A 21,138-nucleotide genomic window follows, 5' to 3' on the forward strand; every position below is an offset into this window, starting at 1 on the left:
CCTGGACCTGCTGCGTCCGATCTACGCGCAGACCGCCGCGTACGGCCACTTCGGCCGTGAGCTGCCGGACTTCACGTGGGAGCGCACGGACCGCGTGGAGGCCCTGAAGAAGGCCGCCGGCCTCTAGGCACCCCGGGGTACGCCCCGATCACTGCCGTCCTGAACGCCGGGCGGGCCGGAACTCCGGCCCGCCCGGCGTTGTCAGTGGCGTCTGGTAGGACTGTGGCTGTGAGCAGCGAGAACGGGCGGTCCCAGGGCAAGCCTCCGGAGCACGGGGAGCAGCTCGCGCTCATACGGGAGAGCGTGCGCGAGGCCAAGGCGAAGGCGCCCAAGGCCAAGCCGCGCACGTGGCGGAACGCCCCCCTGGCCAAGACGCTGCCGGTCGCGCGGGTGCTCGTGGACAAGGGGCCCGTCCACCTGGACCGGCTGTGGGACTACGCCGTGCCCGAGGAGCTCGACGCCGACGCCCGGCCCGGGGTGCGGGTGCGGGTGCGCTTCGGCGCCGGGACGCGCAATGTGCGCGGGGGCCGCCGCGAGGGCGGCGGTCTCCTCGACGGGTACATCGTCGACCGGGTGGCCGAGTCCGACTACCAGGGGCCGCTCGCCGCGATCGCCCAGGTCCTCTCGCCGGAGCCGGTGCTCGGCCCCGCCCTCTACGACCTCTGCCGGTCGGTCGCCGACCGGTACGCCGGCTCGCTCGCCGACGTGCTGCAGCTGGCCGTCCCGCCCCGGCACGCCCGCATCGAGGCCGAGCCCTCGCCCGCGCCGCTGCCTCCGCCGGGGGTGCCGGAGCCCGGGAGCTGGGCGCGGTATCCCACCGGGCCCGCCTTCCTCGACGCCGTGGCCCGGGGAGACGCCCCGCGGGCCGTGTGGACGGCGCTGCCCGGCCCGCACTGGCCGCAGGAGCTCGCGCGGGCCGCGGCGGCGGCGCTGTCGTCCGGGCGCGGCGCGCTGGTCGTCGTGCCGGACGGGCGGGACGCGGCGCGCGTCGACGCCGCCCTCGGGGAGCTCCTGGGGGAGGGCCGGCACGTGCTGCTGACGGCCGAGCTCGGGCCCGAGGAGCGGTACCGCCGCTGGCTCGCGGTCAGCCGGGGCTCGGTGCGGGCCGTGGTCGGCACGCGGGCGGCGATGTTCGCGCCCGTGCGGGACCTCGGGCTCGTCGCCGTCTGGGACGACGGGGACGGGAGCCACAGCGCGCAGAACGCTCCGCACCCGCATTCCCGCGAGGTGCTCGTGCAGCGCGCGGTGCACGAGAAGGCCGCGTTCCTGCTCGGCGGCTTCGGCTGCACGGTGGAGGCCGCCCAGCTGGTGAACACGGGGTGGGCCCTGCCGCTCGCCGCCGCCCGCGAGACCGTGCGGGCCGTCGCCCCCGCCGTGCGGACCGTCGGCGACTCCGACGAGGCCCGCGACGCGGCGGCGCGTGCCGCCCGGCTGCCCAGCCACGCCTGGCAGGCCGCCCGCGAGGGCCTCAAGCACGGGCCGGTGCTGGTCCAGGTGCCCCGCCGCGGCTATGTGCCCCGCCTCGGCTGCGAGCGGTGCCGCGAGCCCGCCCGGTGCGGGCACTGCGCCGGCCCCCTGGAGGCCGGCGGCGCCGAGGGTGCGCTGCGGTGCGGCTGGTGCGGGCAGGAGGCGCCCCCGGGCTGGCACTGCACGGAGTGCGGCGGCTCCCGGCTGCGGGCCCGGGTCGTGGGCGCGGGACGCACCGCCGAGGAGCTCGGCCGGGCCTTCCCGTCCGTGCCCGTACGGACCTCCGGGCGCGACCACATCCTCGACACGGTGCCCGACCGGCCCGCGATCGTCGTCTCCACGCCCGGCGCGGAGCCCGTCGCCGAAGGGGGTTACGCCGCGGCGCTGCTCCTGGACGGCTGGGCCCTGCTGGGCTTCCCCGACCTGCGGGCGGGGGAGGAGGCGCTGCGGCGCTGGCTGTCCGCGGCCGCGCTCGTGCGCGGGCAGGCGGAGGGCGGGGTCGTCGTCGTGGTCGCCGAGCCCACGCTGCGGCCCGTCCAGGCGCTCGTGCGCTGGGATCCCGCCGGGCACGCGATGCGCGAGCTCGCCGACCGCGCCGAGCTCGGCTTCCCGCCGGTGTCCCGGATGGCTTCGGTCACCGGCCCGCCGGAGGACGTCGCCGACCTGCTCGCCGCGGCGGAGCTGCCGGAGGACGCGGAGGTGCTGGGGCCGGTGCCGCTGCCCGTGACGGCCCCCGGCCGCCCGCGCCGCCCCGGCGACCCGCCGCCGGGGGAGCGGTGGGAGCGGGCCCTGCTCCGGGTCCGCCCCGGGCGGGGGGCGGCACTCGCCGCCGCCCTCAAGACAGCCCAGGCGGCCCGGCTCGCCCGCCGCGACGGCGAACCGGTGCGCTTGCGCGTCGACCCACCGGACATCGGCTGACGGCTCGCCGGGCGCCTCCGGAGGGGGTGCGACCGCGTCGCCCGCGGTCCGGCTCGGCACCGCCGGTCACCTCGCGGTGGGCTGAGCGCCGTTGCGGCGGAGGGGATGGGGGCGGCGCCCCCATCACCAGGCCACAGCGCGAGCCGGGGGGCCCGGCGCGTGGCACGCAGGATTCGGGGCTTCGCCCCTTGAATCCGCCGCGATGGCGATCAACCCCGATGGCGGGGTTCGGCGGTGCCGAAGCGACCTGAGGCGGGCCCGGCACCGCCGGATGCGTCGTTTGCGGCTGCTCGCCGCTGCGGCGGGAGTGGGGGCCCGGCGAGCAACCCCCGGCAACGTGCCCGGCGATGCCGGCCCGGGCCCGGGCCCGTCGTCCTGGGAGCCGCCCGCAGGGCTAGCCGTTGCGGGGGCCGGGGAAGGCCGGGGGGCGTTGTTCCTCGCGGTGGGCGGGGGCGGGCGCCTGGCCGGGGACCGTGCGGGCCGCCGGGACCACCGGCACCGGCGCCGGCTCGGCGGTGCGCACCGCCTCCGCGGCCTCCGCCGTGCCCTGCCCGTTGGCACGGCGCGCCCCGTAACGCCGGTGCACCGCCTGCTTGGTGACCCCGAGGGCCGAGCCCACCGCGTCCCACGAGAAGCCCAGCGAGCGGTCGAAGTCGACCGCGGCCGTCACCAGGGTCTCGACGCTGTCCCGCAACTCCTGCGCCAGCCGTACGGTCGGCGCGGGTGCCCGCCCGTAGACGACGAAGCCGGCCGAGGGGCCGGTGCGCCGCGGGCGGTAGACGTTGCCCAGCTGAGCGGTGAGGGTGCGCAGGGCGTCCACCTGCCTGCGGACCCGCTCGATGTCCCGGACCAACAGATGCAGGCTGGCCCGTGCCTGGGCGTCGTGGGTTGCGTGGTCGGCCATGAAGAAGCCTCTCGGACCGGCGGGGTAAAAGGACGGAAAAAGACGAGAGTTGACGCGTCAGTCGACGAGCAACGGACAGAGGGCCGCGGATGCGGCCCGATTCGGTCAATCTCTCTTGACCACAACGCGCCATTGGCCGCCGGGTCACGGTATGGGGGCGCACATCCGCCGGAATGAGGCGCGTGACAATCCGTACGCCCCCTCGGGGCCGGGCCCTTTAGACTGGTGGGCCGTTCCGCTCGGCGCTCGAGGAGAGGTAGTTCGCCACCCATGAGGCTCGTCTTCGCCGGTACCCCCGAGGTCGCCGTCCCCGCCCTCGACGCCCTGCTCGCCTCGGACCGCCACGAGGTCGTCGCCGTCGTCACGCGGCCCGACGCCCCCGCCGGCCGCGGCCGCCGCCTGGTGGCGAGCCCCGTCGCCGAGCGCGCGGAGGAGGCCGGCATCGAGGTGCTCAAGCCCGCGCGCCCGCGCGACGAGGACTTCCTCGCCCGGCTGCGCGAGATCGCCCCGGACTGCTGCCCGGTCGTCGCCTACGGCGCGCTGCTGCCGAAGGCCGCCCTGGACATCCCCGTGCACGGCTGGGTCAACCTGCACTTCTCGCTGCTGCCCGCGTGGCGCGGCGCGGCCCCGGTCCAGCACTCGATCCTCGCGGGCGACGAGGTCACCGGCGCCTCCACCTTCCTGATCGAGGAGGGCCTGGACTCGGGCCCCGTCTACGGCGTGGTCACCGAGGAGGTGCGGCCCACCGACACCAGCGGCGACCTGCTGACCCGGCTCGCGTTCGCCGGCTCCGGGCTGCTCGCCGCCACCATGGACGGCATCGAGGACGGCTCGCTCAAGGCCGTGCCGCAGCCCGCCGAGGGCGTCTCCCTCGCCCCGAAGATCAATGTCGAGGACGCCCGGATCGACTGGTCCGCGCCCGCCCTGCGCGTGGACCGGGTGGTCCGCGGGTGCGCCCCGGCGCCGGGCGCCTGGACGCTCTTCCGCGGCGAGCGGCTGAAGGTCATGTCGGTGGTGCCCGCCCCCGCCCAGGACGCTCTCGCGCCCGGCGAGATCGCCGCCGCCAAGAACTCGGTGCACGTGGGGACCGGTTCCCACGCCGTCGAGCTGCAGTGGGTCCAGCCGCAGGGCAAGAAGCCGATGAAGGCCGCCGACTGGGCCCGAGGGGTCCGTATCGCCGCAGGCGAGCGGCTCGGCGCGGCCTGAGGGCAGAGCGTAGGCTGGACACCTTCGCCACCCCAGCCCCGGAGCACATTTCGTGAACGACCGTCCCGCCCGCCGCCCCGCAAAGCCCTACCGCCGGCCCAAGAAGGACCCGGTGCGGATCCTCGCCTTCGAGGCGCTGCGGGCGGTCGACGAGCGGGACGCGTACGCGAACCTGGTCCTGCCGCCGCTGCTGCGCAAGGCCCGGGAGAAGGGCGACTTCGACGCGCGCGACGCCGCGCTCGCCACGGAGCTGGTCTACGGGACGCTGCGCCGCCAGGGGACGTACGACACGATCATCGCCTCGTGCGTCGACCGGCCGCTGCGCGAGGTGGACCCGCCGGTCCTGGACGTGCTGAGCCTCGGCGCGCACCAGCTGCTCGGGACGCGCATCCCGCCGCACGCGGCGGTCTCCGCCAGCGTCGAGCTGGCGCGCGTCGTCCTCGGCGACGGCCGGGCGAAGTTCGTGAACGCCGTGCTGCGGAAGATCACCGCGCACGATCTGGAGGAGTGGCTGGAAAAGGTCGCCCCGCCGTACGAGGACGATCCCGAGGAGCACCTCGCCGTGGTGCACGCGCACCCGCGCTGGGTCGTCTCCGCCCTGTGGGACGCCCTCGGCGGCGGCCGCGCCGGCATCGAGGACCTGCTGGAGGCCGACAACGAGCGGCCGGAGGTGACGCTGGTCGCCCGGCCGGGGCGTTCCACCACGGACGAGCTGCTGGCGGCCGCCGGTGAGGAGTCGGCGCTGCCCGGCCGCTGGTCCCCGTACGCCGTGCGGCTCGCCGAGGGCGGGGAGCCCGGGGCGCTGGAGGCCGTGGCGGAGGGCCGCGCCGGCGTGCAGGACGAGGGCAGCCAGCTGGTCGCCCTCGCCCTCGCCTCCGTGCCGCTGGAGGGGCCGGACGCGCGCTGGCTCGACGGCTGCGCGGGCCCCGGCGGCAAGGCGGCGCTCCTCGGTGCGCTGGCCGCCGAGCGGGGGGCGGCGCTGCTCGCCTCCGAGAAGCAGCCGCACCGGGCCCGCCTGGTCGGGCGTGCGCTCGCCGGGAACCCCGGCCCGTACCAGGTCATCGCCGCGGACGGCACGCGCCCGCCGTGGCGCGAGGGGGTCTTCGACCGCGTCCTCGTCGACGTGCCCTGCACCGGTCTCGGTGCCCTGCGCCGCCGCCCCGAGGCGCGCTGGCGGCGCCGCCCCGAGGACGTGGCGGGCTTCGCCCCCCTCCAGCGCGACCTGCTGCGGGAGGCGCTGCGCGCCGTGCGGGTCGGCGGTGTCGTGGGGTACGCGACGTGCTCGCCGCACCCGGCCGAGACGAAGGCCGTCGTCGACGACGTGCTCAAGCGCGAGGGCGTCGGCGCGGAGTGGATCGACGCGCGTCCGTACATGCAGGGCGTCCCGGCCCTGGGCGAGGGCCCGGACGTCCAGCTGTGGCCGCACCTGCACGGCACGGACGCGATGTACCTGGCCCTCCTCCGCCGCACCGCCTAGCGGCGGGCTTCCGGGTCCGCCCCAGCGGCTGGGTCCGGCACGGCCGGTCCGCGCCGCGGTGGCTGATCGCCGTTGCGGCGGAGGCAAGTGAAGCGGTTGCGCCGCTTCGGCCCGTCGTCGCGAGCCGGGGCCGGCCTCCGGCCGTGGCCCACGGCGGAGCGGTCGTGGCACCGCCGGTCCGCGCCGCGGTGGCTGATCGCCGTTGCGGCGGAGACATGTGAAGCGGCTGCGCTGCTTCGGCCCGCCGCTGCGAGCGGGTGCCGAAGAGGCCCGCGCCTCTTCTTGCCGCTGCCGCGGCGGCATACAAGTGAAGAGGCACCGCCTCTTCATTCCGGCCCCGGGGCCGGGGCCCGGGGAGAGCCCCGGGGGTGCGGAGGGCGCCGCACCGGTGGAGCCCGTGTCAGCGCCGCGCAGCGGACATGGCAGGCTTAAGGCATGGCCGCGCAGATCAACCCCAGCATCCTGTCCGCCGACTTCGCCCGGCTCGCCGACGAGGCCGAGGCGGTCAAGGGCGCCGACTGGCTCCACGTCGACGTCATGGACAACCACTTCGTCCCCAACCTCACCCTCGGCGTGCCGATCGTCGAGTCGCTGAGCCGGGCCACGGACACCCCGCTGGACTGCCACCTGATGATCGAGGACCCGGACCGCTGGGCACCGCAGTACGTGGAGGCGGGCGCGGGTTCGGTGACCTTCCACGCGGAGGCCGCGGCCGCCCCGGTGCGGCTGGCGCGGGAGATCCGGGCGAAGGGTGCGCGGGCCTCGATGGCGCTGAAGCCGGCGACGCCGATCGAGCCGTACGAGGACCTGCTGCCCGAGCTGGACATGCTGCTGATCATGACCGTCGAGCCCGGCTTCGGCGGCCAGGCGTTCCTGGACATCATGCTGCCGAAGATCCGCCGCACGCGGGAGCTGATCTCGCGGCACGGCCTGCAGATGTGGCTGCAGGTCGACGGCGGGGTCTCGGCGGAGACGATCGAACGGTGCGCGGAGGCCGGCGCGGACGTGTTCGTGGCCGGATCCGCCGTCTACGGTACGGAGGACCCGGCGGCGACCGTACGGGCCCTGCGCGCCCAGGCGGAGCGTGCCACGGCCGGTGCGGCCTGGGCCTGCGGGCACTGAGCGGGGTGCCGCGCTCGCCCGAAATGCTGAGCGCGAAGGTCAAGGTCTGATCAAGGACCGCCGTTTCTGACAGGATGACGGTGGAGTCCAAGCACGAACAGCGTGAAAACAGTGAGGAGACGGTGGTGTCGACGGGCCGTTCAGCCACGCCGATGGGGCCCGCCGAGCTGGTGCAGGCGGCGGCCATGGCCCGCCGCTTCTACCTCGAGGGCAAATCGAAGATCCAGATCGCCGAGGAGTTCGGCGTGAGCCGCTTCAAGGTCGCCCGGGTGCTGGAGACAGCGCTCGAACGCGATCTCGTGCGGATCGAGATCAGGGTCCCGGCCGAGCTGGACGCGGAGCGCTCCGACGCGCTGCGCGCCCGCTACGGCCTGCGCCACGCGGTCGTCGTCGAGTCGCCGGCGGACGCCGCGGACGACGCGCCCGACCCCGAGAACCTCGGCGAGGTGGCCGCGGACCTGCTCGGCGAGCTGGTGCACGAGGGCGACGTGCTGGGCCTGGCCTGGGGCCGCTCGACCATTCACATGGCCGCGGCGCTGCACCGGCTGCCGCCGTGCACGGTCGTCCAGCTGACCGGCGTCTACGACGCGGGCACGGCGGAGCGCGGCTCGGTGGAGGCCGTGCGGCGTGCCGCGCAGGTCTCGGGCGGCGAGGCGCACCCGATCTACGCGCCGATGCTGCTGCCGGACCCGGCCACGGCCGCGGCGCTGCGCGGCCAGACGGGCATCGCGCGCGCCTTCGACTACTTCGACAAGGTGACCGTCGCGGCCGTCTCCATCGGCTCGTGGGCGCCGGGCATCTCGACCGTCTACGACATGCTCACCGAGGAGGAGCGGGCCCACTACGCCTCCCTGGGCGCCGCCGCGGAGATGTCCGCGCACCTCTTCGACGCCGAGGGCCGCCGCATCGGCCGTGACCTGGGCGAGCGCTGCATCACGGTCGAGGCCGACCGGCTGCGCCGCATTCCGGAGGTCGTCGCGATCGCGGGCGGGCTGCGCAAGGCGGCGGCGATCGGTGCGGTGCTGCGCTCCGGGCTGGTCACCAGCCTGGTGACGGACACCGCGGCCGCGGACCACCTGCTGCTGGAGACGGGCCCGGGGCCGCGTCCGGCGCTGGACCGGGCGGATCCGGACGGCGCGTAGCGGGCGGGAGCGGGGATCCGTGCCCCGCGGGAGACGGAGTGAGCGGGCGGCGTGCCGGGGGCACGCCGCCCGCTTTTTCCTTTTCCTATTTCGGCGTTGTGAAAACGCAGGGCGGAACTTTGCATTCCATTGGTGATTTCACCGGTCGGCAGTCCGGTTTTTCTTTGTGTGACCGAGGTCATGAAGCGGCCTCCGGTTACCCCGGCAGCCGATTCCAGCTGCGAAGATAAGCAAACCCGAATAGTGTGAGTAGGCAAGATAGCTTGACACTACAAATTTGCCTCAGCAGACTCAATTTCCGTGCGCAGCCTCTTCCGGAAAGGACGTCCTGAAGGTGAATGACGACAAGACACTCCAGGTGCGGTCCTACCCATTCGGCGAGCCGGCCGGACTCGAATTGTGCCCGCTTTATGCGGAGCTCCGGGAGAACGAGCCGCTGAGCCGGGTGCAGCTGCCCTACGGGGACGAGGCCTGGCTGGCCACCCGCTACGCCGACATTCGCAAGGTGATGACGGACAACACCTTCAGCCGGGCGGCCACGCTCCACCGGGACGAGCCGCGGATCGGCGAGGAGGTCGTCGACCGCGGGCTGCTGTCGATGGACCCGCCGGACCACACCCGGCTGCGCCGGGTCGCCAACGCCGGCCTGACCCCGCGGCAGACCGAGCGGCTGCGTCCGCTCACCGAGCGGATAGCCGACGAACTGCTCGACGAATTGTCCCGCAAGGAATCCCCGGCCGATCTGATGGCCGAATTCATCAACCCGCTCGCCGTCACGGTGATCTGTGAACTGCTCGGCGTCCCCTTCGAGGACCGCGCGGATTTCCAGGAATGGTCGCAGGCGGTGGTTTCCACCACGTCGCTCCCGCCGGCGAAGATGAATGAATACATGGGGAACCTGCACAGCTATATGGCGAAGCTGGTCGCCGTCCGCCGCGACGAGCCGACCGACAGCCTCCTCAACGGCATGATCCAGGCCCGGGACGAGGACCCGGAGCGGCTCACCGAGGACGAGCTCGTGCTCGTGGCCGTGCGCCTGCTCGCCCCCGGCGTGCAGAACACCGTGCTCACCCTCGCCAACTTCGTGCTCGTGCTCATGCAGCACCCGAAGGAGTTCGAGCGGCTGCGCACGGACCCCGGGCTCGTGCCCGCGGCCGTCGAGGAGCTGATCCGCTACACCCCCTTCCACACCTCCACGATGTTCCCCCGCTACGCGACCGAGGACGTCGAGCTCGGCGGGACCGTCGTGCGCGCGGGCGAGGCCGTCGTCGGCTCGATCTGCGCGGCCAACCGGGACCGGGACGTCTTCTCCTCGCCCGAGGAGCTCGACTTCGAGCGCGGCCCCAACCCGCACCTGGGCTTCGGTCTCGGCGCCCACTTCTGCCCCGGCGCGCACCTGGCCCGCATGCAGCTGCAGGTCGCCATCGCCGCGCTCGCGCGCCGCGTGGAGGGCCTGCAGCTCGCGGTCCCCGAGGAGGAGCTGAGCTGGAAGCAGGGCATGGTCGTGCGCTGGCTCGACGCCCTGCCCGTCACCTGGTCCCGCATCACCGGCTGACCGCCCGCAACAGCGGCTGACCGGCCCGCGCCGCCCGGCCCATCGGCCCGCGCCGCCCGCACCCGGCCCCGCCGTCCTTCACCCTCACTCCTCTTCCACTCCTCTTCCCCCACGAAAGAGACGGGAACGACCGATGAACGCTGCGTCCACGGCCCTCGCGGCCCCCTCTTCCGCCCCTCTTGCCCCTCCCACCGCCCCTGCCGCCGACCCGTTCCCCCTCCTCGGCAACGACGCCGTCGTCTTCGCCGTGGGCAACGCCCGCCAGGCGATGCACTTCTACCGCACCGCGTTCGGCATGCGCGTGACCGCCTACCGCGGCCCGGAGACCGGCACGCCCGAGACCGTCTCCTACGTGCTGGAGTCCAAGGGCGTCCGTTTCGTCGTCACCTCGCCGGTCCAGCCGCACACCGAGGCCGGCCGCGTGCTCGCCGAGCACATAGCCGCCCACGGCGACGGCGTCACCGACGTGGCTCTGCAGGTCCCCGACGCCCGCGCCGCCTACGCCCGCGCCGTCGAGCGGGGCGCGCACGGCCTGGTCGAGCCGTACGAGCTCACCGACGGGTCCGGCACGGTCGTGCTGGCCCGCATCGCCGCCTACGGCGACACCGTCCACACCCTCGTCGACCGCACCCGCTACCACGGCCCCTACCTGCCGGGCTACGAGGCGGTCGAGCCCGGGCGCTTCGGCCCGCAGAGCGAGCCGCTGTTCGAGCTCATCGACCACGTCGTCGGCAACGTCGAGCTCGGCGCCATGGACAAGTGGATCGAGTTCTACCAGCGCGTCATGGGCTTCACCCAGATCCAGGAGTTCACCGACGAGGACATCGCCACCGAGCTGTCCTCGCTGATGTCCAAGGCCCTGGGCGACGGCAGCGGCAAGGTGAAGTTCAACGTCAGCGAGCCGGCCATCGGCAAGCGCAAGTCGCAGATCGACGAGTACCTGGAGTTCTACGGCGGCCCGGGCGTGCAGCACATCGCCCTCGCCACCGACGACATCGTCGGCACCGTCCGCGCGATGCAGGCGGCCGGCGCGGAGTTCCTCACCACCCCCGGCGCCTACTACGACGTCCTCGCCGAGCGCATCGGCGGCATGCGCGTCCCCGTGGAGGAGCTGCGGGAGCTGAACATCCTCGCCGACCGCGACGAGGACGGCTACCTGCTGCAGATCTTCACCAAGCCGGTCCAGGACCGCCCCACCGTCTTCTTCGAGATCATCGAGCGGCGCGGCGCCAAGGGCTTCGGCCGGGGCAACTTCCAGGCGCTGTTCGAGGCCATCGAGCGGGAGCAGGCCCTGCGCGGCAACCTCTGACCCGTCCCGCGAACCGGCAACCCCGTACCACCTCTGGAGAAAGCTGATCACATGACGGTGTGGTTCATCACCGGCGCCTCGCGCGGCCTCGGCCTGGAGCTCGTCCGGGCCGCGCTCGCCCACGGCGACCGGGTCGTCGCCGCGGTCCGCGACCCCCGCGCCTTCACGGGCACCGTGCCGGACGCCTCCGGCAACCTCCTCGTCCTGCCGCTCGACGTGACGGACGAGGAGCAGGCCCGGACCGCCGCGGCCCGTGCCGCCGAGCACTACGGCCGGATCGACGTGCTGGTGAACAACGCCGGGTACGGGGTGGTCGGGGCGGTCGAGGAGACCTCGGACGACGAGGTCCGCGCCCTGTTCGAGACCAACGTCTTCGGTCTCCTCAAGGTCACCCGCGCCGTCCTGCCCGTCCTGCGGGCCCAGCGCGCCGGCCACGTCATCAACATCGGCTCCGTCGGCGGCTTCGCCCAGGGCGCGGGCTCGGGAATCTACGGGGCGAGCAAGTTCGCCCTGGAGGGCATCACCGAGGCCCTGCACGCCGAGGTGGCCGCCCTCGGCATCAAGGTCACGGTCGTCGAACCCGGCCAGATCCGCACCGACTTCTTCGACCCGTCGAGCCTGCGCCCCGCGGCGCACACCATCGACGACTACGCGCAGACCGCCGGCGCCCGCCGCACCGACTTCGCCCGGACCAACCACCGGCAGCCCGGCGACCCGGTCAAGGCCGCGCAGGCCGTCGTGGCCCTCGCGCACAGCGCCGAGCCCCCGCTGCGACTGCCGCTCGGCAGCGACAGCGTGGCCCGTATCGAGGCCAAGCTCGCGCACGTCACCGGCGAGCTCGCGGCATGGCGGCACGTCGCCCTGTCCACCGATCACGACACCGCGGAGGCCCGGGCGTGACCGACGACCCCACCGGCAGCGCCACCGGCGATCCCGCCCGCCGGACCACCGGCGATCTCACGGAGCGGATCGAGAAGGCCCTCGCCGCGCCCGCGACCGACGACGCCTTCGACGTCCACGCCGCACTGGAGGACGTCCTCGCGGGCGTCGGCATGACGGCCGCGGACACCGGCGGCGCCATCACCTTCGAGGGCGCCGACCCCGTCGTCCCCTCCACACTGCGCCTGGGCGCGGCCGCCGGCATCGCCCTCGTCGCGAAGTCCGCCGCCGTCGCCAAGCTCTGGCGGCTGCGCGGCGGGCCGGGCCAGGACATCTCCATGGACCTGCGGGTGGCGCCGCACCGGCTGTGCCCCTTCTACGACCGCAAGTGGGAGCTGATCAACGGCAGCCCCCTCAGCGAGTCCTCCAACCCCAGCAACGCCCTGGGCTGGGCCTTCTACCGCAGCCGCGACGGCCGCTGGATGATGCCCCAGAACATGTACCCCAAGATCAAGGTCGAGGCGCAGCGGTTCCTGGGGGTCCCGGACGACGCCGACGCGGTGGCCGCCGCCATAGCCGCCCGCGACGCCCGCGAGCTGGAGGAGGCCGGCAACGCCGCCGGCATCGTCATGGCGATGCTGCGGGAGACCCGTGAGTTCCTGGCCGAGCCGCAGTACCGCGACGTCCTCGCCCACGCCCCGCTCATCGAGATCGAGAAGATCGGCGACAGCGACCCCGAGCCCCTGCCGCCGGGCGCGGCCCAGCCGCTCTCCGGCATCCGCGCCCTCGGCATGGGCCACGTCATCGCCGGCGCGGGCGTCGGCCGGGCCCTCGCCCTGCACGGGGCCGACGTGCTGAACCTGTGGCGGCCGGACGAGCTGGAGCACGAGCGCAGCTACATCAGCGCCAACGTCGGCGTCCGCTCGACCTACCTCGATCCGTACGCCGCCGAGGGATCCGGGCGCCTGCGGACCCTCCTGCGCGACGCGGACGTCTTCTACGCCAACCGCCGCCCCGGCTACCTCGAGCGCATCGGCCTGTCCGAGGAGGAGGCCACCGCGGCGCGCCCCGGCATCGTCTACGCGACGAACTCCCTGGCCGGGCGCACGGGGCCGTGGGCGGGCCGGATCGGCTTCGACCAGACGGCCGGGAGCCTCGTCGGCATCATGAACCTCGAAGGCGACGGCGAGCGCCCCCAGCTGCCGCCCGTCCAGGTCGTCAACGACTACATCACCTCCTGGCTCACCACCGTGGGCGTCGTCGAGGCGCTCAACCGCCGCGCGCAGGAGGGCGGCAGCTACCGCGTCCACGTCTCGCTCGTCCGGGCCGCCCTGTGGATCCTGAGCATGGGCGTCTTCGACCGGGACTACGCCCACCAGGTCGCCGGGGCGAGCCCCCGCCACCTCTACCTCGACCCCGAGACCTTCACCGCCGACACCCCGCTCGGCGCCTACCAGGGCGTCACGGACCAGGTCCGGATGTCGGCCACGCCCGGAAGCTACCGGCACGTCCTCGTGCCGCGCGGCTCCTCCCGGCCCGAGTGGCTGCCAGACGGGAGGAGGACCGCATGACCGGCCCGAGCAGAAGGTCCCTCCTCGCCGGGACCGTGGCGGCCGCGGCGGGCACCGCCGGCGCGCTCGCCGCCCGCCCCGCCGCGGCCGCCGCTCCCGCCGGGAGCCCCGCGGGCGGGTCCGGCTTCCCGGCCGTGACGGTCGGCCCCGGCGACCCCCGCTACGGCGACCTCGTCGTGGGCAACAACGCCCGCTGGGTGGGCCGGCCGGAGACGGTGCGGCTCGTCGCCACCACCGAGCACGCCGTCCGCGCCGTGCAGGACGCCGTCGACGGCGGGAAGCGGATCTCCGTGCGCGGCGGCGGGCACTGCTACGCCGACTTCGTCTTCAACCCGCAGGTGCAGACGGTCATCGACATGACGCCCATGAACGGCGTCTCCTACGACGCCGGGCGCAAGGCGTTCTGCGTCGAGGCCGGGGCGACCCTCCTCGACGTCTACGAGGCCCTCTACAAGGGCTGGGGCGTGACCATTCCCGGCGGCCGGTGCCACTCGGTCGGCGTCGGCGGGCACGTCAGCGGCGGCGGCTACGGCATGCTCTCGCGCAAGCACGGGCTCACCGTGGACCACCTGTACGCCGTCGAGGTCGTCGTCGTGGGCGCCGACCGCAGGGCGCGCGCCGTCGTCGCCACGCGCGAGGAGGGCGACCCGCACCGGGACCTGTGGTGGGCGCACACCGGGGCGGGCGGCGGCAACTTCGGCGTCATCACCCGCTACTGGTTCCGCTCGCCCGGCGCCCGGGGCGCCGACCCGGCCGGCCAGCTCATCCACCCGCCGAAGGAGGTGCTGGTCAGCGCCCTGGCCCTGCCGTGGAGCGCGCTGGACGAGAAGGCATTCACCGGCCTGGTGCGCAACTACGGCGCGTGGCACGAGAAGAACGCGGGTGCCGATTCGCCCTACGCCTCCCTGTGCAGCTTCCTGACCCTGTGCCACCAGGCCAACGGCACCGTCAGCCTGCTGACCCAGATGGACGCCGGCGTGCCGGACGCCGAGCGGCTGCTCCACGACTACGTCGCCTCGGTCACCGCTTCCCTGGGCAAGGGCGCGGCGCGGCCGCTGACGGCCCCGGTGGGGGAGAACCCCCCGATGCCGGACCTCTTCCACCCGCGCCGGCTGCCGTGGCTGACCGCCACGAAGTTCCTCGGCACGAACAACGCGGCGCTCGTCAACCCCACCCTGCGCGGCGCGCACAAGTCCGCGTACATGCGCAAGGGTTTCACCGACGGGCAGATCGCCGCCGTCCGCCGGCACCTGACCCGGACCGACCTGCGCAACCCGAGCTCGATGGTCTCGCTGCTGTCCTTCGGCGGGCGGATCAACGCGGCGCGGCCGGGGGACACCGCCTCCGCCCAGCGCGACTCCGTCTTCAAGGCCCTGTTCCAGTCGATGTGGGCGGACCGGGCCGACGACGACGCGAACGTGCGCTGGACCCGCGAGTCCTACGCGGAGGTCTTCGCCGCGACCGGCGGCTACCCCGTCCCGGGCCCGGCCACGGACGGCTGTTACATCAACTACGCGGACACCGACATCACCGACCCCGCGCACAACCGGTCCGGCGTGCCGTGGCAGACGCTCTACTACGGCGCCAACTACCCGCGGCTGCAGCGGGTCAAGGCCGCGTACGACCCGGGGAACGTCTTCCGGCACCCGCAGTCCATCGCTCTGCCGGCCACCCCGTAGCCCGGGCGCGGCACCGCGCCGGACAGGGCTTCACCGGCTCCATCCGAAAGAGGGCGTGAACCCGTGATTCGCACGATGGCAGTAGTCGGCACCGGACTGATCGGCACGTCCGTGGGGCTCGCGGTGAGCCGCCACGGCGTGACCGTCCACCTCATGGACGAGGACGAGACGGCGGCGAGGACCGCGGCGGCGCTGGGCGCCGGGGTGCTGGCCGCCCCCGCCGGGCCGGTGGACCTGGCGGTGCTCGCGGTGCCGCCCGGCCGGCTCGGCCCGGTCCTCGCCGAGCAGCAGCTGCGCGGCCTCGCCCGCGCCTACACCGACGTCGCGAGCGTGAAGGCCGCGCCGGAGCGGCACGCCCTGGCGGGCCTCGCCGACGCCTCCTCCTACGTGGGCGGCCACCCGCTCGCCGGCCGGGAGAAGTCGGGGCCGCTCGCGGCCCGGGCGGACCTCTTCGAGGACCGCTCGTGGGTGCTCACCCCGTCGGAGGCCACCTCGCAGGAGACCCTCAACCGGGCCCTGGAGACGATCGCGCTGTGCGGCGCCGTGCCCGTGCTGATGGGCAGCCAGGCCCATGACAGCGCCGTGGCGCTGACCTCGCACGTGCCGCACGTGGTGGCCAGCCTGATGGCCGCGCGCCTGCAGCACGCCCCGCGCGAGGCGGCCCGGCTCGCCGGGCAGGGGCTGCGCGACGTCACCCGCATCGCGGCGGGCGACGCCCGCCTGTGGGGGGACATCCTGCAGTCCAACGCCGCCGCCGTGGCCGGCGTCCTGCGGGAGCTCCAGACCGACCTCTCCGACCTCCTGGCCGCGCTCAACGAGCTGTCGGCCGCCCCGGCGGGCGAGCCCTCGCCCGGTCTCGCGCGCCTGGTCGACCTCCTCGACCGCGGCATCGCCGGGATGGGCACGATCCAGGGGCGCGGCGGTGCGCAGGCCGCCGGCCCGGTGCGGCTGCGGGTGGCCCTGGGGGACCGGCCGGGGGAGCTGGCGCGGATGCTCGCCTCGGTGGCCGACTTCGGTATCGGGGCGGACGACGTGTCGCCGCGCAGCGGGGGTGCTTCCGGGCTGGAGGTGGAGCTGGGCGTGGCGCCGCTCAGTGCGGAGGACGTGCTGCGCAGGCTCGTACGGGACGGCTTCGAGGCGGCCCGGGCCGACCGGCGCGTCCTGACGGGCGCCATGCCGTAACCCACCCACCGACGCCGGGCGGGGGCGGACCGGATTCATCCGGTCCGCCCCCGCTCTGTCGTGGGGAGGGGTCAGTGCGCCGACCGGGCCTTGCGGTGCTGTGCCGCCTTCGCCCGGTTCCCGCAGATGGCCATCGAGCACCAGCGGCGCCGCCTGCCCACCGACTTGTCGACGAAGCGGCCGCTGCAGTTGTGCCCGTCGCAGATGCGCAGCCGCGCGCGCGTGTCGCCGCTGCCGAGCAGGGTCGCGGCGTCGACGGCGATCCGGCACAGCGCGCGGCGGGCGTCGGACGGCGCGGTGTCCGTGCGGAAGACGGCGGTGCCGTCCTGCACGTCGAGGCGCGAGGGGTGCTCGCCGAGGCGCGCCAGCCACACGTTGATCGTGCCGGCCGCGGCCTCGGGGAACGGCTCGTCCGCGACGCTCGCCCGGTACCCGGCGTCGATGGCCTCGCGCAGCTCCCTGGCCTCCCGCAGCAGCGCGTCGTCCACGGCGACGTCCTGCGGGGTCACGCCCGCTTCGGCGAACCACTCGGCGAGGTCGCCGGGGCCCACCAGCAGTTCGCGGCCGCCTTTGAAGCGGTCCCGGAGCGTGTTGACGAAGTCGACGCTCAGCCGCCCGCCGTACCAGACCCAGCGCTCCGGCACTTGGCGATCTTGCACCTGTTCCACAGCCATAACCCCATGATAGGTTACGCGGACCGAGTAACCGTACTACCGGTTAGCAACCGGGGAAGAGGTTGTGCGATGACCCAGCAGGCAGCGGCGCAAGCGCCGAAGGGCGGGTGGGCGGGCGCGGCGAAGGTCTGGCTCCTGGCCCTCGGCATGTTCGCGATCGGCACGGACCTGTTCATCGTGTCCGGGCTGCTGCCCGCGCTCGGCGACGAGCTGGACCTGTCGACGGCCGCGGCCGGCCAGACGGTCACCGTTTTCGCCATCACCTACGCCGTCGCCGCCCCGATCCTGGCCAGCGTCACCTCCCGGCTCGACCGGCGCACGCTGCTGCTGGCCGTGCTCATCGTCTTCGCCGTGGGCAACGCCCTCTCGGCGTTCGCCCCGAACTACGCGGTGCTGCTCCTCAGCCGCGTCGTCGCCGGCGCGTCCGCCGCGCTCTACGCCTCCACCGCCTCCGCCGTCGCCGCCCGCATCACCGCGCCCGAGCGGCGCGGGCGGGCCCTCGCGATCGTCTACGCGGGCATGACCAGCGCCATCGCCCTGGGCGTCCCGATCGGCAACGCCATCGGCGAGCTCTCCTCGTGGCGCTGGGCGTTCGGCTTCGTCGCCCTGCTCGCCCTCGTCACGGCGCTCGGCGCCGCGGCCGGCATCCCGTCGGTGGAGGGCAACGCGGGCCTGGGCGTCCGCGAGCGCCTGGGCGCCGTGCGCATCAAGCGCGCCCCCACCGCCATGCTCACCACCACGCTGTGGGTCGTCGGCACCTTCGTCGTCTACACCTACCTCGGCACCGTGCTGGAGAAGGTCAGCGGCGCCGCCGACGCGGACCGGACCTGGCTGCTCCTGCTGTTCGGCATCGGCAGCTTCGCCGGCGTCATGGGGGGCGGCCGGCTCGCCGACCGCGTCGACTCCACCCGCGGCCTCGCCGCCACCGTCGCCCTGCTCGCCGCCGTCCTCGCGGCGCTCACCCTCGCCCTGCACTCCGTCGTCGGCGCCGCGGTGGGCCTCACCGTCTGGGGCCTGGTGCACTGGGCGAGCTTCCCGCTCATCCAGCACCGCCTGCTGGCCATCGGCGGGAAGAACGGGGACATGCTCCTGGCGCTGAACAACAGCGCCGTCTACATCGGGCAGACCGCCGCGGCCGTGGTGGGCGGGCTCTTCGCCGACGCCGGCCACCTGCGCCAACTGCCGCTGGCCGGCGCGGGCTTCGAGGTACTCGCCCTCGTCGTCCTCGCGATCGGCGCGCGGGCCGCCCGCCCGGCGGTGAGCGCCGCCGCCACGGTGACGGCCGCGCCGCAGACGTCCGCCGGAGCGGTGGACAGCCGCCCCTGACGACCGGGGCCAACTCATCGGCACACAGCGCCACAAAGGGGGATCCGGGCCACATGATGAACCTGCGACGCCTGAAATACTTCGTCGTGCTCGCCAAAGAGCTCCACTTCGGACGGGCGGCCGAATCGCTGGGGATCACGCAGTCGGCACTGTCGCAACAGGTCAAGGCCCTGGAGAAGGACGTCGGCGTCGATCTCATCACCGGCCGCGGGGCCAAGGGGGCCGAACTCACCGAGGCCGGCCGGGAGCTGGTGGAGGGCGCGGACCGCATCCTCTCCCTCTGCGACGACCTCACCGCCCGCCTGCAGGAGGTCGCGACCGGCCGGGCCGGCTCGATCGGCCTGGCCTACAGCCTCTCCGGCGCGTCCCTCGGGCAGCAGGACATCGTCGAGGAGTTCCGCAAGCGCTTCCCGGCCGTCCGGGTGGAGACCGACTCCGGCTGCTCGGCCCGCAACATCGAGATGCTGCGCGACGGCCGGGTCGACGTCGCCTTCATCCGGCAGGAGGCCAGCTGCCCCGAGGTCGACTCCTTCGTCCTCGCCGAGGAGGAGCTGGTGGCCGTCCTCCCCTCGGGCCACCGCCTCGCCTCCTCCCTGCGCATCACGCGCGAGCAGCTGCGGGAGGAGCCGCTCGTGATGTGGCCCAGGAAGCTCGCGCCGGAGCTGTACGACCGCATCGTCGGCCAGGTGTGGGGCGAGGTCTCGCCGCACATCGTCCAGGAGGAGCCCGACTACGAGAGCGTGTGCGCCTTCGTCGAGCGGGGCACGGCCGTGGCCGTCATGGACCGGCGGGTGGCCGAGCGGTTCGTCCGGCACGGCATGGCCGTACGCCGCTTCACCGGGCCCGTCCCGGTGACGAAGATCGCCGTGGCCTGGCGCCGGGCCACCCGGTCGCTGGTGGTGGACAACTTCCTCACCGTGGCCCGTTCCAACAGCCACCAGCTGGTCGGCAGCCACCGCACGCCGCGCGGCGTGCAGTACACGGATCTGGCAGGGGTGGAGCTCTCCGGCACCGCCACCGCGTAAAAACGGGCAAGCCGGGCGGCTCGGGCGAAGCCACAGGGCGCGCCCGGGCCGCTTGGCCGAAGTCACAGAATGCGACGCCAGTTCGCCACGGCGACCGGAAATCGTGGATGATGGGTCCAGGAACCTCAGCCCGATCCGGTGTCGGCCCGGTCTGACTCCCCACCCGCTCTGTACGTAAAACCGCAGGTGAGAGAGCCAGTATGCGTTTCCTTAATGACCAGAAGCCGCCGTACGACCTGACGTACGACGATGTGTTCATGGTGCCGAGCCGCTCCGCGGTCGGATCCCGCCAGGCCGTGGACCTCTCCGCGCCGGACGGGACCGGCACCACCATCCCCCTCGTCGTCGCGAACATGACCGCGATCGCCGGCCGCCGCATGGCGGAGACCGTCGCCCGCCGCGGCGGCCTGGTCGTCATCCCGCAGGACATCCCGATCGAGGTCGTCACCGACGTCATCTCCTGGGTCAAGAGCCGCCACCACGTGCTCGACACCCCGATCGTCCTCAGCCCCTCCCAGACCGTCGCCGACGCGCTGTCGCTGCTGCCCAAGCGCGCGCACGGCGCCGGCGTCGTCGTCGACGCGGACCACCGCCCCGTCGGCGTCGTCACCGAGCACGACCTGACCGGCGTGGACCGCTTCACCCAGCTGTCCGAGGTCATGTCCAAGGAGCTGCTCCTCCTCGACGCGGACATCGACCCGCGAGAGGCCTTCAACCAGCTCGACGCCGCGCACCGCAAGCTCGCCCCCGCGGTCGACAAGGACGGCCGCCTCGCGGGCATCCTGACCCGCCGGGGCGCCCTGCGCGCGACGCTCTACACCCCCGCCACCGACGCCGAGGGCAAGCTGCGCATCGCCGCCGCCGTCGGCATCAACGGCGACTTCGTGGGCAAGGCCAAGCTGCTGCTCGAGGCGGGCGTGGACACGCTCGTGATCGACACCGCGCACGGCCACCAGGAGTCGATGATCTCCGCGATCAAGGCCGTCCGGGCGCTCGACCCGCAGGTCCCGATCGTCGCGGGCAACATCGTCGCCGCCGACGGCGTGCGCGACCTCATCGAGGCCGGCGCGGACATCATCAAGGTCGGTGTGGGCCCGGGCGCCATGTGCACCACCCGCATGATGACCGGCGTGGGCCGCCCGCAGTTCTCCGCCGTCCTGGAGTGCGCCGCCGAGGCGAAGAAGTACGGCAAGCACGTGTGGGCCGACGGCGGCGTCCGTCACCCGCGCGACGTCGCCATGGCCCTGGCCGCGGGCGCGTCCAACGTGATGATCGGCTCCTGGTTCGCGGGCACCTACGAGTCCCCGGGCGACCTCCAGCAGACCGCCGACGGGCGCTTCTACAAGGAGTCCTTCGGCATGGCCTCGGCCCGCGCGGTCCAGAACCGCACCTCCGAGGAGTCCGCGTACGACCGGGCCCGCAAGGGTCTGTTCGAGGAGGGCATCTCCACCTCGCGCATGTTCCTCGACCCCGCCCGCCCGGGCGTGGAGGACCTGATCGACTCGATCATCGCGGGTGTCCGCTCCTCCTGCACCTACGCGGGCGCCGGCTCCCTGGCCGAGTTCGCCGAGCGTGCCGTCGTCGGCGTCCAGAGCGCCGCCGGCTACGCCGAGGGCAAGCCGCTGCACGCCAGCTGGCAGTAATCCCGCACGGCCCTGAGAAGGGGCGCGGTCCGATCCGGACCGCGCCCCTTTTTCGTGTT

Annotated in this window: 17 protein-coding genes; 15 read left to right on the forward strand and 2 right to left on the reverse strand. The window is 74.1% G+C overall.

Annotated elements, in window-relative coordinates; all coding sequences use genetic code 11:
- Together ACFPP6_RS28495 and ACFPP6_RS28500 are read left to right on the forward strand one after the other, a co-directional pair.
- Positions 1 to 127, forward strand: a 127-nt coding sequence (locus tag ACFPP6_RS28495) for a methionine adenosyltransferase domain-containing protein (protein WP_382048548.1), incomplete at its 5' end; no start/stop codon positions are given.
- A gap of 101 nt (positions 128 to 228) precedes the next feature.
- Complete coding sequence (locus ACFPP6_RS28500; RefSeq protein ID WP_382048229.1) at positions 229 to 2,385, forward strand: primosomal protein N'; 2,157 nt, start codon at positions 229 to 231, stop codon at positions 2,383 to 2,385.
- 394 nt (positions 2,386 to 2,779) lie between these two features.
- On the opposite strand, the gene ACFPP6_RS28505 is transcribed toward ACFPP6_RS28500, so the two are convergent.
- Positions 2,780 to 3,289 carry a hypothetical protein gene (locus ACFPP6_RS28505; RefSeq protein WP_382048232.1) on the reverse strand — a complete coding sequence of 170 codons (510 nt, stop codon included), beginning with the start codon at positions 3,287 to 3,289 and terminating at the stop codon, positions 2,780 to 2,782.
- Positions 3,290 to 3,559: 270 nt separating this feature from the next.
- On the opposite strand from ACFPP6_RS28505, the gene fmt reads away from it, so the two are divergent.
- The 10 genes from fmt (at position 3,560) to ACFPP6_RS28555 (ending at position 16,411) form a co-directional block, all read left to right on the forward strand.
- A complete protein-coding gene (gene fmt / locus ACFPP6_RS28510) occupies positions 3,560 to 4,495 on the forward strand; it encodes a methionyl-tRNA formyltransferase (protein WP_382048234.1) in 936 nt (311 codons plus the stop codon).
- Between the two features lie 52 nt (positions 4,496 to 4,547).
- A complete protein-coding gene (locus tag ACFPP6_RS28515; RefSeq protein ID WP_382048237.1) occupies positions 4,548 to 5,972 on the forward strand; it encodes an RsmB/NOP family class I SAM-dependent RNA methyltransferase in 1,425 nt (474 codons plus the stop codon).
- Positions 5,973 to 6,407: 435 nt separating this feature from the next.
- Entirely contained in the window at positions 6,408 to 7,094 is a 687-nt protein-coding gene (rpe, locus tag ACFPP6_RS28520) for a ribulose-phosphate 3-epimerase (RefSeq protein WP_058047774.1), read from the forward strand.
- Positions 7,095 to 7,246: 152 nt separating this feature from the next.
- Positions 7,247 to 8,236, forward strand: coding sequence for a sugar-binding transcriptional regulator (locus ACFPP6_RS28525; protein WP_173864883.1), 990 nt, complete (start codon positions 7,247 to 7,249; stop codon positions 8,234 to 8,236).
- A 334-nt stretch (positions 8,237 to 8,570) separates the two neighbouring features.
- Entirely contained in the window at positions 8,571 to 9,791 is a 1,221-nt protein-coding gene (locus ACFPP6_RS28530; protein WP_382048239.1) for a cytochrome P450, read from the forward strand.
- A gap of 133 nt (positions 9,792 to 9,924) precedes the next feature.
- Complete coding sequence (hppD, locus tag ACFPP6_RS28535) at positions 9,925 to 11,100, forward strand: 4-hydroxyphenylpyruvate dioxygenase (protein WP_382048244.1); 1,176 nt, start codon at positions 9,925 to 9,927, stop codon at positions 11,098 to 11,100.
- 51 nt (positions 11,101 to 11,151) lie between these two features.
- Complete coding sequence (locus ACFPP6_RS28540) at positions 11,152 to 12,000, forward strand: oxidoreductase (RefSeq protein ID WP_382048247.1); 849 nt, start codon at positions 11,152 to 11,154, stop codon at positions 11,998 to 12,000.
- Positions 11,997 to 13,550 (forward strand): CoA transferase, encoded by a 1,554-nt coding sequence (locus ACFPP6_RS28545; protein WP_382048250.1) that lies wholly within the window; start codon positions 11,997 to 11,999, stop codon positions 13,548 to 13,550. Before ACFPP6_RS28540 ends, ACFPP6_RS28545 begins: the two co-directional genes overlap by 4 nt.
- Positions 13,547 to 15,229, forward strand: coding sequence for an FAD-binding oxidoreductase (locus tag ACFPP6_RS28550; RefSeq protein ID WP_382048253.1), 1,683 nt, complete (start codon positions 13,547 to 13,549; stop codon positions 15,227 to 15,229). The genes ACFPP6_RS28545 and ACFPP6_RS28550 overlap by 4 nt, the downstream gene beginning before the upstream one ends.
- A gap of 75 nt (positions 15,230 to 15,304) precedes the next feature.
- Positions 15,305 to 16,411, forward strand: coding sequence for a prephenate dehydrogenase (locus tag ACFPP6_RS28555; protein ID WP_382048256.1), 1,107 nt, complete (start codon positions 15,305 to 15,307; stop codon positions 16,409 to 16,411).
- Positions 16,412 to 16,482: 71 nt separating this feature from the next.
- Here the strand turns inward: ACFPP6_RS28555 and ACFPP6_RS28560 are convergent, their stop codons facing one another.
- Positions 16,483 to 17,085: a CGNR zinc finger domain-containing protein gene (locus ACFPP6_RS28560; protein ID WP_382048259.1), complete on the reverse strand. Its 603-nt coding sequence runs from the start codon at positions 17,083 to 17,085 to the stop codon at positions 16,483 to 16,485.
- A gap of 69 nt (positions 17,086 to 17,154) precedes the next feature.
- Between ACFPP6_RS28560 and ACFPP6_RS28565 the strand changes: the two genes are divergently transcribed.
- From ACFPP6_RS28565 to ACFPP6_RS28575, 3 genes are all read left to right on the forward strand, one after another.
- A complete protein-coding gene (locus ACFPP6_RS28565) occupies positions 17,155 to 18,411 on the forward strand; it encodes an MFS transporter (protein ID WP_382048262.1) in 1,257 nt (418 codons plus the stop codon).
- A gap of 53 nt (positions 18,412 to 18,464) precedes the next feature.
- Positions 18,465 to 19,436: a LysR family transcriptional regulator gene (locus ACFPP6_RS28570; RefSeq protein WP_382048265.1), complete on the forward strand. Its 972-nt coding sequence runs from the start codon at positions 18,465 to 18,467 to the stop codon at positions 19,434 to 19,436.
- A 200-nt stretch (positions 19,437 to 19,636) separates the two neighbouring features.
- Entirely contained in the window at positions 19,637 to 21,079 is a 1,443-nt protein-coding gene (locus ACFPP6_RS28575; RefSeq protein ID WP_382048268.1) for a GuaB1 family IMP dehydrogenase-related protein, read from the forward strand.
- Positions 21,080 to 21,138: the final 59 nt, after the last annotated feature.

The sequence above is a fragment of the Streptomyces aureoversilis genome (assembly GCF_042657885.1).
GTDB classification, from domain to species: Bacteria; Actinomycetota; Actinomycetes; order Streptomycetales; family Streptomycetaceae; genus Streptomyces; species Streptomyces aureoversilis.